At 33.9% G+C, this 14,322-nt stretch carries 13 protein-coding genes; 10 read left to right on the forward strand and 3 right to left on the reverse strand.

Annotation, left to right across the window (positions count from 1 at the left end; genetic code table 11):
- Positions 1 to 888, reverse strand: a complete 888-nt coding sequence (locus AC3VI6_RS13005; RefSeq protein ID WP_497706515.1) for a branched-chain amino acid transaminase — start codon at positions 886 to 888, stop codon at positions 1 to 3.
- Between the two features lie 901 nt (positions 889 to 1,789).
- Between AC3VI6_RS13005 and AC3VI6_RS13010 the strand changes: the two genes are divergently transcribed.
- The 10 genes from AC3VI6_RS13010 to AC3VI6_RS13055 all read left to right on the forward strand — a co-directional run bounded on the left by AC3VI6_RS13010 (position 1,790) and on the right by AC3VI6_RS13055 (position 12,789).
- The gene (locus AC3VI6_RS13010) at positions 1,790 to 2,401 is read left to right on the forward strand and encodes a GNAT family N-acetyltransferase (RefSeq protein WP_497706516.1); all 612 of its coding nucleotides are present in this window, start codon (positions 1,790 to 1,792) and stop codon (positions 2,399 to 2,401) included.
- A complete protein-coding gene (locus AC3VI6_RS13015) occupies positions 2,398 to 3,576 on the forward strand; it encodes an argininosuccinate synthase (RefSeq protein WP_497706517.1) in 1,179 nt (392 codons plus the stop codon). The genes AC3VI6_RS13010 and AC3VI6_RS13015 overlap by 4 nt, the downstream gene beginning before the upstream one ends.
- A gap of 3 nt (positions 3,577 to 3,579) precedes the next feature.
- Complete coding sequence (gene argC, locus AC3VI6_RS13020; RefSeq protein ID WP_497706518.1) at positions 3,580 to 4,557, forward strand: N-acetyl-gamma-glutamyl-phosphate reductase; 978 nt, start codon at positions 3,580 to 3,582, stop codon at positions 4,555 to 4,557.
- Positions 4,558 to 4,567: 10 nt separating this feature from the next.
- Complete coding sequence (proC, locus tag AC3VI6_RS13025) at positions 4,568 to 5,365, forward strand: pyrroline-5-carboxylate reductase (RefSeq protein WP_497706519.1); 798 nt, start codon at positions 4,568 to 4,570, stop codon at positions 5,363 to 5,365.
- Positions 5,365 to 6,492, forward strand: coding sequence for an aspartate aminotransferase family protein (locus AC3VI6_RS13030; protein WP_497706520.1), 1,128 nt, complete (start codon positions 5,365 to 5,367; stop codon positions 6,490 to 6,492). The genes proC and AC3VI6_RS13030 overlap by 1 nt, the downstream gene beginning before the upstream one ends.
- Positions 6,489 to 7,427, forward strand: coding sequence for a Rossmann-fold NAD(P)-binding domain-containing protein (locus tag AC3VI6_RS13035; protein WP_497706521.1), 939 nt, complete (start codon positions 6,489 to 6,491; stop codon positions 7,425 to 7,427). The genes AC3VI6_RS13030 and AC3VI6_RS13035 overlap by 4 nt, the downstream gene beginning before the upstream one ends.
- A 136-nt stretch (positions 7,428 to 7,563) precedes the next feature.
- Positions 7,564 to 8,340: an acetylglutamate kinase gene (gene argB, locus AC3VI6_RS13040; protein ID WP_497706522.1), complete on the forward strand. Its 777-nt coding sequence runs from the start codon at positions 7,564 to 7,566 to the stop codon at positions 8,338 to 8,340.
- Positions 8,337 to 9,398: a M20 family metallo-hydrolase gene (locus tag AC3VI6_RS13045; RefSeq protein WP_497706523.1), complete on the forward strand. Its 1,062-nt coding sequence runs from the start codon at positions 8,337 to 8,339 to the stop codon at positions 9,396 to 9,398. The genes argB and AC3VI6_RS13045 overlap by 4 nt, the downstream gene beginning before the upstream one ends.
- A gap of 80 nt (positions 9,399 to 9,478) precedes the next feature.
- Positions 9,479 to 10,753 carry an argininosuccinate lyase gene (gene argH, locus AC3VI6_RS13050; RefSeq protein ID WP_497706524.1) on the forward strand — a complete coding sequence of 425 codons (1,275 nt, stop codon included), beginning with the start codon at positions 9,479 to 9,481 and terminating at the stop codon, positions 10,751 to 10,753.
- Between the two features lie 161 nt (positions 10,754 to 10,914).
- Positions 10,915 to 12,789 carry a tetratricopeptide repeat protein gene (locus AC3VI6_RS13055; RefSeq protein WP_497706525.1) on the forward strand — a complete coding sequence of 625 codons (1,875 nt, stop codon included), beginning with the start codon at positions 10,915 to 10,917 and terminating at the stop codon, positions 12,787 to 12,789.
- 223 nt (positions 12,790 to 13,012) lie between these two features.
- Here AC3VI6_RS13055 and AC3VI6_RS13060 read toward each other — a convergent pair whose 3' ends face one another.
- Complete coding sequence (locus AC3VI6_RS13060; protein ID WP_497706526.1) at positions 13,013 to 14,011, reverse strand: DUF4302 domain-containing protein; 999 nt, start codon at positions 14,009 to 14,011, stop codon at positions 13,013 to 13,015.
- A complete protein-coding gene (locus AC3VI6_RS13065) occupies positions 13,989 to 14,306 on the reverse strand; it encodes a DUF4302 domain-containing protein (RefSeq protein ID WP_497706527.1) in 318 nt (105 codons plus the stop codon). Before AC3VI6_RS13065 ends, AC3VI6_RS13060 begins: the two co-directional genes overlap by 23 nt.
- Positions 14,307 to 14,322 lie beyond the last annotated feature (16 nt).

The following is a 14,322-nucleotide window of genomic DNA, read 5'->3' on the forward strand; positions in this document are numbered from 1 at the left end:
TTAGCTTGCTTTGCTTGTTTGACGTAAGCCTAATACTTCGTCTTTATATAATTTCATTAGTTTGTATCCGTGTGATTTTTCCCATGCTAGTGGAAATTGATAATCGTCTAACGATTGTAATCCAACTACTTCGGCTGCAGTTCCTGTAAAAAAGCAAGCATCTGATTTTTTTAATTCTTCTAAAGTGAAGTGTTTTTCTTCAACAAAGATTCCTTCTTCTTCACATAACTCAATTACCGTAGCACGGGTAATACCTGCCATGATATGGCCTCTAGGTGGTGTATATAGTTTCCCTTCTTTCTCCATAAAAATGTTAGCTCCTGAACACTCTGCTACATTACCATTCATATCTAGCAACAGTGCTTCATCATAACCATTATTTTTTGCTTCGTTCGTTGATAGTATTGAATTAATATAATGCCCTGTTACTTTAGCTTCTACAAAACATGACTTCGGATTCGGACGTTGGAACGAAGACGTTTTTACACGTAGTAATTTATCTCCCATATATTTTCCCCATTCCCAGCATTGAATAACTAAGTTGGTTTCTTTAGAAGTAAATAAACTCATATCTGATCCTGTGGTTACCAACGGACGGATATAAGCATCTTTTAAACCATTACGCTCTAACAATTCGTAAGTAATTTGCGTTAGTTGTTCTTCAGAATAATCCAATTGAATATTCATGACTTCTGCTCCGTATTTTAGCCTTTTGTAATGCTCATACGACTTAAAGACTTTAGTTCCTTCCGTTGTATTATAAGCTCTGATACCTTCAAAAACTCCGTTCCCGTAGTGTAAACTTTGGCTATACAAGTTAGCGCTTGCATCTGTGGCTTTGATAAACTCTCCGTTGTAAAAAATTACTGTTTCCTCGTTATAGTACATTTTTAGTTGTTTTTACTGTTCAAAATTATTTTTCGCTTTTTACTTTAGTTTCTATTTTTCAATACTTTAATGATTTCTAACCTATCTTTTAAAAACATAATAACTTAAAAATCAATTAATTAATATTTTTGTCTTATGATATTCACGGAATAAAAAAAAGCCTGTATCTAGAGTTAGATACAGGCTTCCTTATAGGCAAAAACTATCTGTATCAACTCGGAGGAGAGCTAATAATGACAATAATAATCACCACGATGTTAAAAAATTGATTCATGTTTTTTGTAACTAAAAAAGGCTTCCTAAAATTTAGGAAGCCTTTTTAAAATTTATATAATTTAATAATAAAATACCACTTCCCTATCCTTGCGAAATAATCACAATGACAATAATAATAGAAATGATATTTAATACTTGTTTCTTCATTTGATGCCACAAATATTTGAAATTATTTTTTAGTTTTCCTAATATTTTTTATTTTTTTTATTTCTCACCATAAAAAACCAGCTCATAACATACTGCTTTACTTGTAATTATAAAAATTCTTATTTTTTATTTAGCATTTATCAAAATTTATTTTATAGATTTGTGGCATCATGCAAACAAGTAAAATATACAATAATACACCCAGTTTTTTAGTGCGGTCTTATAACCGACGCTAGTCTTCCTTTTGTCCTAAACTGAGTATTGTATAATTTTATTTTTATCGTTGTGATTTCAATCATTTACATTTTTTTATTGTTACAAATTAGTGTTATTACTTTCAATAACGCAACTACTGTACGCACTACTTTTATCCGACGTCGCCCGTAAGGGTATTACTTCTTTTTGGGAACTTAGGTGCGTCCGGTTCTTCTTTCAAACCAAGGATTATTAACAGAAAATATATTTAAAATCAATTTCAATGAGAGTTGTTATTGCTGATCAATCGCATAGTAAGTATGCAGAAATTATTTGTCAAACTATTGACGAAGCTGCGCTGGTTAGAGGTACAGGAATTGCCAAAAGAAAACCAGAATATATTATTACAAAACTAGAAAATGGTAATGCTGTTATAGCGCTAGACGGAGACAAATTTGCTGGGTTTTGTTATATCGAAGCCTGGAGTCATGGCAAATTTGTAGCTAATTCAGGGTTAATTGTACATCCAGATTACAGAGGTATCGGTTTAGCAAAAAAAATTAAAAAAGTAGTTTTTGAGCATTCTAGAACCAAGTTTCCTAATGCCAAAATATTTAGCATTACTACTGGTTTAGCGGTAATGAAACTTAACAGCGAATTAGGCTATAAGCCAGTTACTTTTTCTGAACTTACAGAAGATCAATCTTTTTGGAATGGTTGCCAAACCTGTAAAAACTATGATGTTTTGCAACGTACACAGCAAAAAATGTGTCTGTGTACTGGTATGTTATACGATCCTAACAAAAAACCTCAAAACGTAAAAGTTAAGGAAAAAGTCTTTCAAAGACTGAAAAGAATAAAGGAAACCATCTTCCTAAAAAAAGACAAAAAATGAAAAAATTAGTAATTGCTTATAGTGGCGGATTAGATACTTCGTACTGTGCAGTAAGCTTATCAAAACAAGGATATGAAGTTCATGCAGTTAGCGTAAATACTGGCGGATTTTCTTCAGAAGAAATTAAAAAGATTGAACACAACGCGTACACCATGGGTGTGGCTACCTATAAAAACATCAATGCGGTAACTGATTATTATAACAAAGTAATTAAGTACTTAATTTTTGGTAACGTGTTAAAAAACAATACATATCCGCTTTCAGTAAGCGCTGAAAGAATTATACAGGCCATTGAGATAGTAAACTACGCTAAAAGTATTGGTGCTAGTTATATTGCGCATGGTAGTACAGGTGCAGGAAACGATCAGGTAAGGTTTGATATGATTTTTCAAACGATTGCTCCTGAAATTGAAATCATAACCCCTATCAGAGATTTGCAACTTTCAAGACAAGAAGAAATTGAGTACTTAAAAAGTAACGGCATTGATTTGTCTTGGGAAAAAGCTAAATATTCTGTCAACAAAGGTTTATGGGGAACCAGTGTGGGAGGTGAAGAAACGTTAACCTCAGAACATCCATTACCAGAACACTCCTACCCTTCTCAAGTAACAAAAACAGTACCTGAACAAGTAAAACTGTCGTTTGTAAAAGGTGAATTACTGGCTGTTAATGATGACGAAAAAGCTCCTGTACAAAACATTGAGCAATTGAATGAAATTGCCTCAAAATTCGGAATTGGTAGAGATATTCACGTGGGCGATACTATTGTAGGGATTAAAGGAAGAGTTGGTTTTGAAGCTGCTGCGGCATTAATCACTATTAAAGCACATCACTTACTTGAGAAACATACCTTAACCAAATGGCAATTACAACACAAAGAATATTTGGCGAGTTTTTACGGTATGCACTTACATGAAGGTCAGTATTTAGACCCTGTGATGAGAGATATGGAAGCTTTCTTTACAAATAGCCAAGCAAAGGTAACTGGAGATGTTTTTGTAACGCTAAAACCATATCATTTTACACTAGATGGAATTGATTCTCCTCACGATTTAATGAATGCTAAATTTGGTAGTTACGGTGAACTAAACAAAGGTTGGACAGCTGAAGACGCTAAAGGTTTTATCAAATTATTAGGAAATCAGAATAAGATATATCAACAAGTAAATAGCTAAATTATGATACAAGTAGGAATTATCGGAGGTGCTGGTTATACAGCAGGAGAATTAATTAGGCTTTTATTACAACACCCAAAAGCTACTATTAATTTTGTATATAGCACTTCTAATGCCGGTAATAAAATAGCGAATGTCCATCAAGATTTGGTGGGGAGTACCGAATTAACCTTTACCAATAAAATCAATGCTTCTATAGATATGCTGTTTTTATGTTTAGGACATGGAAACTCAAAAAAGTTTTTAGAAGCACATACCTTTTCAAATCATACAAAAATTATTGATTTAGGAAATGATTTCAGACTAAAAGCTGATAACACTTTTCAAGGAAAAGAGTTTGTATATGGTTTACCTGAATTTCAAAAAGAAGCAATACAAAAAGCATCTTATATTGCCAATCCTGGATGTTTTGCTACCGCTATCCAACTAGGATTACTACCTTTAGCTAATGCAGGTTTGTTACAAAATGATGTACACATCAATGCGGTTACTGGCGCTACTGGTGCGGGAACTTCACTATCAGCAACTACTCATTTTACATGGAGAGATAATAACTTTTCGTACTACAAGCCTTTTACCCACCAGCATTTAGGAGAAATCAATCAAACTATACATACACTTCAAACCAGTTTTGAATCAGAGGTATTGTTTCTTCCTAACAGAGGAAATTTTTCTAGAGGTATTTACGCTACTCAGTACACTCATTTTGAGGGAAGCTTAGACGAAGCGAAACAATTATATACAGAGTATTATAAAGATGCTGTTTTTACGCATATGGCAGACCAAGAGCTACATTTAAAACAAGTCGTCAACACCAATAAGTGTTTAATTCATGTACACAAACATGGTGATAAATTACTAATTACCAGCGTTATTGACAATTTATTAAAAGGAGCTTCTGGACAGGCAATTCAGAACATGAACTTGATGTTTGGTTTTCAGGAAGACACAGGATTACAACTAAAAGCAACTTATTTTTAAAATAAAAGACATGAAAATAGCAATTATAGGTACAGGTAACTTAGGAAAATCGATCGCTAAAGGATTGACACAAAACAATTCGTTTTCTCAACTTTTCTTAACCAAGAGAAATATTGAAGAACTCAATGAATTTAAAGAGCTACCCAACGTTTTCATTAGTTCTAATAACAAGGAAGCAATCACAGCATCTGATGTATTAATTTTTGCTGTACAACCAACACATTTAGAAGCTCTTTTAAAAGAAACTGCTCCTCTGTTATCAGACAATCATTTAGTGATTTCTACAGTTGCTGGTTTTTCTATTGAAAAAATGGAAGCGCTTATTGGTTCAGATACTACTATTATCAGAGCCATGCCTAATACTGCTATTGCCGTTGGAAAATCGATGACTTGTCTTAGTGGTAATACTCAAAAGAAGGAAGATTTAGAAATAGCTACAACTATTTTTAATCAACTAGGGACTTCAATGATTATTCCTGAAGATCAAATGCAAGCAGCCACCGTAATATGTGCTAGTGGAATTGCTTTTTGGATGCGCTTAATACGGGCAACTACACAAGCTGCTATTCAGTTAGGTTTCGATGCCAAAGAAGCACAAGAATTAGCGATGCACACCAGCGAAGGCGCTGCCAGTTTATTAATCGCTACAGGAAATCATCCTGAAGAAGAAATAGACAAAGTTACCACCCCAAAAGGCTGTACTATTGAAGGTTTGAATGAAATGGAACACAAAGGTTTAAGTGCTGCCTTGATACAGGGAATGGTTGCCTCATTCAACAAAATTAACACCATAAAAAAAGAAAACTAATGAGTTTATTTGACGTATATCCTCTATATGATATTACCCCAGTAACTGCCAACGACGTATATGTATATGACGATAAAGGCACTAAATATTTAGATTTATATGGCGGACACGCTGTAATATCTATCGGGCACTCACACCCTACTTATGTTAAAAATATTAGCGAACAAGTGAGTAAGTTAGGTTTTTACAGCAATGCTATTCAAAATCCGTTACAGGTTGAATTGGCTGACCAATTAGAAAAACTATCGGGTTGTAAAGACTATCAGTTATTCTTATGTAATTCGGGTGCCGAAGCCAATGAAAATGCTCTAAAGCTAGCCTCTTTTCACACAGGTAAACAAAAAGTAATAGCTTTTAAAAACTCGTTTCACGGACGTACTTCTGCCGCGGTGGCTGCTACTGACAATCCAAAAATCATAGCACCTATCAATGCACAACAAGAGGTTATCTTTTTAGAATTTGAAGATTTAGCAGGTGTTGAAAAGGCTTTACAGGACAATAATGTTTGCGCCATTATTATTGAAACTATTCAAGGTATTGGAGGATTAGACGAAGTTTCTACAACTTTTTATCAAGGATTAGAAAACCTATGTAAACAACACAACACCGTGCTTATTGCTGATGAAATTCAGTGTGGATTTGGTAGAACTGGTGATTTTTTTGCTTTTCAAAAGCATGGAATTACGCCACATATCCTTTCTATCGCAAAAGGAATGGGGAACGGATTCCCTGTTGGGGGAATTTTAATCCATCCAAGCATTCAAGCTTCTCATGGATTGTTAGGAACTACCTTTGGTGGTAATCACTTGGCTTGTGCAGCTTCTTTGGCGGTATTAGATACGATAGAAAAAGAACAGTTGATGAAAAACGTACAAGAGGTTTCCGCTTACTTTATCGAACAAATTTCAACCATTCCACAACTAAAAGCTGTAAAAGGTAGAGGTTTAATGTTAGGCTTAGAATTTAATTTTCCTATTGCTGAGCTAAGAAAAAACCTAATATTCAAACATCACATTTTCACAGGGAGCGCTAAGAATCCAAACTTGTTAAGAATTCTTCCCCCCTTAACCATTCAAAAGCAACATATCGATGTGTTTTTCGAGGCTTTAAAAAAGGAACTGTCATGAAAAAATATACCACTATAAACGATATTGAGAATCTTTCAGATACCATTCAAAAAGCAACTCAATTAAAAAAGAACCCTTATCAGTTTACTGATTTGGGGCAACACAAAACCTTAGTCATGCTTTTTTTCAATACCAGTTTACGTACTAGATTAAGTACTGAAAAAGCAGCTAAAAACTTAGGAATGCAAGTAAGTGTATTAAACGTTAACAATGCATGGAATATGGAGTTTGAGGATGGAACTGCAATGAATTTAAACACTTCTGAACATATTAAAGAAGCTGCTAAGGTGATTTCTCAATATGCCGACATTATTGCGGTTAGGGCTTTTCCTACTTTAGAAAACAAGAAAAAAGACAGAGCCGAAACAGTACTCAACAGTTTTGTTAAATACGCCACAGTGCCTATTGTGAATATGGAAAGTGCTACTGACCATCCGTTACAAGCGTTGGCAGATGCGATTACCATCACCGAAACTAAAACAGTTAGTAAACCAAAAGTAGTACTGTCATGGGCTCCACATCCAAAAGCCTTACCTCATTCCGTAGCCAATAGTTTTGTACACTTGATGCATAAAATGGAAGTCGATTTTGTAATTACCCATCCGAAAGGATATGAACTAGATCCAGAAATCACACAACAGTTTCCTATTGAGTACGACCAAGAGAAAGCTTTTGAAAATGCCGACTTTATCTATGCTAAAAACTGGAGTTCTTTTAATGAATATGGTAAAATACTAAATGAAGACCCCAACTGGATGATTACTCAGGAAAAAATAGGTGCTGCTAAATTTATGCACTGTTTACCCATTAGAAGAAATGTAGTAGTGGAAGATGCTGTTTTAGATGGTGAGAATTCTCTGGTTATTGAACAAGCCAACAACAGAACTTTTGCAGCACAGATAGTATTAAAAGAGATTTTAACTCATTTAAGTTAAATTTTAACTTGTCAGTTCGAGTGTCGACCACAGGGAGATGTATCGAGAACTACTTGAAAACGTCTCGATACAATTTTTCTTCCTTACAGTACGAAAAATCACTCGACTTGACATTAAACTAAACGATAATTGACAAATGAAAACCATAAAGATTGTTAAAATAGGCGGAAACATTATTAACGACGAAAAAACTTTGAACAATTTCTTAGCTAAATTTGCTCAGTTAAAAGGGCCGAAAGTATTAGTTCATGGTGGAGGAAAATTGGCTTCTGAACTAGCCAGTCAGCTCAACATTCCGGTAACAATGATTGAAGGCAGACGTGTAACCGATACGCAAACTTTAGATTTGATTACTATGGTATATGCCGGAAAAATCAACAAGCAAATTGTTGCGCAGTTACAAGCGCACAACGCCAATGCAGTGGGGTTTACAGGAGCCGACGGAAATACTATTATATCAACCAAACGTCCTGCTGAACCTATAGATTACGGATTTGCGGGCGACGTTGTTACCGTAAATACGCAAATACCAACAATACTAATTAATAATGAAGTAACGCCTGTGTTTTGTTCGATTACGCACGATGCAAACGGACAGTTACTGAACACAAATGCAGATACCATAGCCTCAGAAATTGCTATAGGTTTATCTGCACATTTTAATACAGAATTGTATTACTGTTTTGAAAAACCAGGGGTATTAACCGATGTTGATAACAATGACTCAATTATTGAACACATCAATACTGAAACCTATACTCAATTAAAAACTAACGGTGTTATTTTTGAAGGAATGCTTCCTAAATTAGACAATTGTTTCCATGCCTTACAACACAACGTACATAAAGTGTATATAGGTAGTACTTATATGGTATTCAATCCAACTATTAAACACACCTCTTTAACATTATGACGATACAAGAACTTACTATAAAAGCCATTGGCCTATTAAAAAATCTGATAGAAACGCCTTCTTTTTCTTCGGAAGAAGACCTAACCGCACAACTGTTAGAAAACTGGTTTAAAGAGTATGATATTCCATACACTAGAACTCAGAACAACGTGTGGTCGGTAAACAAATATTTTGATGCTAACAAACCTACGTTATTACTCAACTCGCATCACGATACCGTAAAACCTAATAACGGCTATACTAAAAATCCTTTTAAAGCTATTGTAGAAGATGGCAAACTCTACGGATTAGGAAGTAACGATGCTGGTGGATGCTTGGTTTCGCTATTGGCGACCTACACCTATTTTTATGCCCAAGAAAACCTACAATACAACTTGGTATTTGCAGGAACAGCGGAAGAAGAAAGTAGCGGTCCTAACGGTTTAAATGGATTGCTAAAAACCTTACCAAAGATTGATGTAGCTATTGTGGGTGAACCTACACTGATGCAATTAGCCATAGCAGAAAAAGGTTTGGTCGTTTTTGATGCTGAGGTAAAAGGAACCCCAAGTCATGCCGCACATCCGAACCACGACAATGCTATTTACAACACTATTGAAGTATTACAGTGGTTTAAAGATGTTGAATTTGAAAAAACCTCGGAAACCTTGGGAGATGTAAAACTCACAGTAACAGAAATCAATGCTGGAAAACAACACAATGCTGTTCCTGCAGAAGTAAAATTGGTAATAGATGTTCGTGTAAACGATCAATATACCAATCAAGAAATCAGTGACTTTTTACAAGAACACGCACCTTGCAACATACAACCACGCAGCTTGAATTTGAACTCCTCATCTATTCCAGTGGAACACCCATTAGTACAAGCAGGTATTACTTTAGGAAGAAAAACCTATGGTTCTCCTACCCTATCTGACCAAGCAGTATTAAGTTGTCCGTCATTAAAATTAGGTCCTGGAGATAGTACTCGATCACATACCGCTGATGAATTTATTTATCTGAAGGAAATTGAAGAAGGGATTGAGTTGTATATAAAATTATTGAATAAAGTATTGTAGAAGAAAATAGAACAAAGAGTCAAGAACAAAGACTTATGCGAAGCGATTTATTCTCTTGGCTTTAAAAAAACACTAAGATTATGAAACTTTGGGACAAAGGATTATCCATAGATAAAAAAATAGAACATTTCACTGTTGGTAATGACAGAGAGATAGACATACACATTGCTCCGTATGATTTGCAAGCATCATTAGCACATGCTAAAATGTTAGCATCCATCGGTATTATTACTTCTGAAGAGTTAGCACAAGTAACTGCTGGAATTACTACACTACAACAGCAAGTTGAAGACGGTACTTTTATAATTGATGCTCAATTTGAAGATGTACATTCTAAAATTGAGTTCGAATTGACTAAAATGTATGGTGAAGTTGGCAAGAAAATTCATACAGCACGTTCAAGAAACGATCAAGTTTTAGTGGCATTACAATTGTATTACAAAGATAACTTACAGTTGATTTCTGAGAAAACAAAAACGCTTTTTAACACCTTATTGCAATTAGCAGAGAAATATAAAACAAAGCTATTACCAGGTTATACCCATTTGCAAGTGGCTATGCCTTCCTCATTCGGATTGTGGTTTTCTGCCTATGCTGAATTGTTAATTGACGATTTGCGCATGGTTAATGCAGCCTTAAAAACGGTAGATCAAAATCCGTTAGGTTCAGCAGCTGGGTACGGAAGTTCGTTTCCTATTGATAGAGAATTCACTACTAAAGAATTAGGATTTTCTACTTTAAAATACAATGTAGTAGCAGCACAAATGAGCAGAGGTAAAAGTGAACGTACACTAACTATGGCATTAGGAAGTGTAAGTAATACATTAGCACGTTTTGCGATGGATATTTGCTTATATATGAGTCAGAATTTTGATTTTATTTCTTTTCCTGATGAATTGACTACTGGTAGTAGCATTATGCCGCATAAAAAGAACCCTGATGTGTTTGAATTGATTAGAGGAAAGTGTAATAAAATTCAAGCGTTGTATACCGAAACCTTATTAATCACCAACAATTTACCGAGTGGATATCATAGAGATTATCAGTTATTAAAAGAAAACATCATCAATGCTTTTGAAGAGTTAAAAGATGTACTAGATATTTTTGATTATGCTATTCAACAAATTATTGTGAAAGATGTGGATTTGCAAGATGAAAAATACAAATACCTTTTTACGGTTGACAACATCAACACACTAGTAGAAAACGGAATGAGTTTTAGAGAGGCTTATCAAAAAATTGGTGGTGAAGTAACCAATGGAACGTACACTCCTGACACCTCTAAAAAGCACACGCATGTAGGAAGTATTGACAATTTATGCTTGGATAAAATCCGTGAAAAATTAACTTACTAATCCTATCAAAACAACAATGCTTCCATGTGGTATCAGCATTTCTATCGCATGGAAGCAATGCTTTTTAAGTCTTTCTAATATCATTTTTGTAAATTAGCTTTTTAGGTGAATCGTCATTTAAGAATCATTTCAATTTATATAAAATTTGTAATTATATTTTAATGTTCAATTGGTATAAACACTTTTTCTTACATAAAAAAATAGGAGCATTACTACTCATTTTTTTATTGACAGCCACAACTTTACATGCTCAGGTTGACGATGATGCTAAAATTATTGACAGTCTTGAAACTAAATTAAAAGAAGTTACCAAAGAAGAAAAGTTAAACATTCTTTTACAGCTTTGTAGTTTTTATGTTGAAAAAGACTCAGGAAAATGTGTTTTATACGGAAAAGAAGCTTTAGAACTTTCAAAAGAACTCAACAATTCTAAAGCAGAAATTGAAGCGCTTATTTTTTTAGGGCGCGAAAACTCTAACCGAGGAAATTATTTTGAAGCCCTTCAAAAATTTAAAACGGCGCAGAAAATTGCGATTGATAAAAACCTAGGTGACAATCTTATTAGCGCACTGAACGAAATAGGAATCACCTATTTTCATTTAGGAATGTACAACAATGCTTTAGAATACTACTTTGAATCGTTGAACAAAGCAAAAGAATTAAATAGAATTGATAGAGTCGCACAGCTTCAAAACAACATCGCTATTATTTATTCAATTTATGAAGATTATGACAATGCGTTAAAATGGTTCAACAGTCTTGTAGATATTTACACCAAGGAAAATAAGGAAATGCTAAAGGCAAAAACCTTGGTAAACATTTCAAATATTTACACCTTAACGGGCGATTACGACAAAAGTATGGAACACATAGAAAAAGCCATACCTGTGTTTACCAAGCTAGGAGAAAGCCAAATGCTGACCACCGCTTTTAATAGTTTAGGTGATATTTTTTTAGGGAAAGAAGATCTTATCAAAGCATACTTAAACTACAATAAATCGCTAGAAATTTCAGAAACCATCAAGTATGCTCGAGGAATTATTGTCGCTTCTCACAATTTAGGAAGATATTATCTAGCTTCTAAAGATTATACTAAAGCAATACTATTTTTTGAAAAATCTTTAGCGCTCTCAATCCAAAATAAAGATCGTGAGCATATAAAAGAAAACTACCGAGAACTAGCCGATGCTTACACCCAATTAGGCGACTATAAAAAAGCGTTGGACAGTAAAAATCAATTTATTGTATACAACGATCAGATTTATAATGACAAAACTCAAAAGCAGATTAACGAGCTTAAAATTAAATATGAAACTGAAAAGAAAGAAGAAGAAATTAAAAATTTAGAGTTCAATGTAAAACGCCAACGACGAAACATAATTATACTTGCGGTTGGACTCTTGGTTATTTCTTTTTTAGTTTTTAGAAACTTACAACGCAAAAACTTATTGCTTGAACAAGAAAAAGAAATAGACAAATTAGCTTTTGAAAAAGTAAACGCTGAAAAAAAGAAACAAGATTTAGAAAACTTGCGTTTACAAGAAGAAATACAAGCTAAAGAAGAAATAAACAAATTAAGAAAGCAGAAATACAAAACCGAAATAAAGCTAAAAGAACGAGAACTTACCACAAATGCGCTTCATATAGTTAATAAAAATGAAACGCTGCAAACTATTAAAACATCGGTTTCTGCTGCCATGGCAGACGCCAAAAGTACTGAGGTAAAAAAAGCTTTGAAAGACCTTATTAAAGGGATTGAAAGTAATATCAATTTAGATAAAGATTGGGAGAATTTTAAAATTCATTTTGAAGGAGTTCATCAAGGATTTTTTAAAGAGTTACTAACGAAACACCCTGATTTGAACAATAACGAACTTCGTTTTGCAGCCTATTTACGCCTTAATTTAGATACTAAAGAGGTGGCTAGAGTACTTAATATTTCAGTAAATGCTGTTGAAAAAAGACGTTACCGACTTAGAAAAAAATTCGAATTAGCCCCAAAAGATAGTTTGTACGAATATTTGAGTAATTTTTAATCGTAAGGCGATAGCCAAGGGTTTAATTCCTCGAAATATTTAAAATAGTTCTCAATAAAAATCACTCGAACTAACATTATATAGTAGTTTCTATATAAACTACTTAATTCAAGATTTACAGTACTTTATTGAAATAGGTAAGGGCATTAACACCCCAAAGTTAACACCCCTACCCTCAATTCAAATTAATTAACACAATTTTTTTTCTTTTTCAACACAACTATTATTCGAAAACATCACTATCGAAACGCATGTAAATACTCGGATCTGAGTTACTTACTAAATAGCATCGTTTACCAAAATCGTCTTTAGTAATAGGAACAGCTGTCCATCCGTTAGGATCAAAAAGTATATTATATAAAGCTTGTACTCCTGTATTTGCCATCATAGTAGCTTCATCATACTCCCAACTGCTAAAACCTCCATCGTGAAAAACAACACTATCTTCTCCTGTTATTTCAAATTCTGAAATATCCCAAGAAAACGAAGAATAGTCTTTGAAATACGTTTTAAACTCCTGATAAGCAGGAAGAGCTCTATAAGCAGTGTAATAAAAATATTGAAGTTCGGCAATCGTAAACATTTCTTCAATTGATGACATTAGTTTTGGACTATTGAAAGAACAATAACTAAACAATACTGAAAAATAAATGTCTGCTGCATCTTTAAATATTACTGGTGATTCTTCTTTAAAAACAACCTCACCATTTACTCCTGGATCAACAACAACATATTTACTATTTGCTTCATCAAACTTAAAGCATCTTACCATTTTTCCGCCTCCCATATCAATAGGTTCGTAAAATTCAAACCCTTCTGCTGAGAAGTTTACTCCCATATTTAGCTCTGCTGGCTGCCCACTCTCGTTCATATAGTAGCAAAATACGCGACGTGCATCTTCATAAAATACTAATACGTACTCTCTCGTACCTCCTTCAACAGATAATACTTTATAGAATGGATGCACTCCTGGAACTTCTTTTAAAGTGGCTTCCATCGTTTTAAAAAGATGAATATCTTGCCATGCTTTTTCTTCAGCCTTGGTAAATGTTACAGGTACTCCTCTAATTTTTCCTTTAAAATAAAGTTCGTTTCCATCTGCTGATGCACCTTGATAAATTAGCTCTTGCTCTCCTCCTAATCCTTGACCTGCTTGTCCTACTTCAGGATCAGTCATTTTTGAAAACAAAGAATAAGTATCAAACTTTAATGTTGGTTCCATCAACTGCTTTTACCGAATAATAGCTTACATTATCTTCATCTCGAATATCCCAAGCCATTTCTACGGTTTCGTCTTCATTAAATTTGAATACGAAAGAGAAACCTCCAAACACATCAGGATTTGGGTAATAATTTGTAGTCCATCCGTGTTCTGAAGATACTAATAAATTCTTTAGTTCTGTTATTTTCTCAGTAACTCTTACATCGGCAGGAGCATCGAAAACCTCTGTAGTATTTTCACTACAACCGTATAGTAAAAATGTAATACTGGTAAGTATATATATTATTTTTTTCATGGTATTTTGTTTAAGT

The sequence above is a fragment of the Tenacibaculum sp. TB-56 genome (genome assembly GCF_059716275.2).

Excerpts from the sequence above, each read along its gene's own strand:
- AC3VI6_RS13005 (WP_497706515.1), bottom strand. The coding sequence starts at position 888 with ATGTACTATAACGAGGAAACAGTAATTTTTTACAACGGAGAGTTTATC.
- AC3VI6_RS13010 (WP_497706516.1), top strand. The coding sequence starts at position 1,790 with ATGAGAGTTGTTATTGCTGATCAATCGCATAGTAAGTATGCAGAAATT.
- AC3VI6_RS13015 (WP_497706517.1), top strand. The coding sequence starts at position 2,398 with ATGAAAAAATTAGTAATTGCTTATAGTGGCGGATTAGATACTTCGTAC.
- argC (WP_497706518.1), top strand. The coding sequence starts at position 3,580 with ATGATACAAGTAGGAATTATCGGAGGTGCTGGTTATACAGCAGGAGAA.
- proC (WP_497706519.1), top strand. The coding sequence starts at position 4,568 with ATGAAAATAGCAATTATAGGTACAGGTAACTTAGGAAAATCGATCGCT.
- AC3VI6_RS13030 (WP_497706520.1), top strand. The coding sequence starts at position 5,365 with ATGAGTTTATTTGACGTATATCCTCTATATGATATTACCCCAGTAACT.
- AC3VI6_RS13035 (WP_497706521.1), top strand. The coding sequence starts at position 6,489 with ATGAAAAAATATACCACTATAAACGATATTGAGAATCTTTCAGATACC.
- argB (WP_497706522.1), top strand. The coding sequence starts at position 7,564 with ATGAAAACCATAAAGATTGTTAAAATAGGCGGAAACATTATTAACGAC.
- AC3VI6_RS13045 (WP_497706523.1), top strand. The coding sequence starts at position 8,337 with ATGACGATACAAGAACTTACTATAAAAGCCATTGGCCTATTAAAAAAT.
- argH (WP_497706524.1), top strand. The coding sequence starts at position 9,479 with ATGAAACTTTGGGACAAAGGATTATCCATAGATAAAAAAATAGAACAT.
- AC3VI6_RS13055 (WP_497706525.1), top strand. The coding sequence starts at position 10,915 with ATGTTCAATTGGTATAAACACTTTTTCTTACATAAAAAAATAGGAGCA.
- AC3VI6_RS13060 (WP_497706526.1), bottom strand. The coding sequence starts at position 14,011 with ATGGAACCAACATTAAAGTTTGATACTTATTCTTTGTTTTCAAAAATG.
- AC3VI6_RS13065 (WP_497706527.1), bottom strand. The coding sequence starts at position 14,306 with ATGAAAAAAATAATATATATACTTACCAGTATTACATTTTTACTATAC.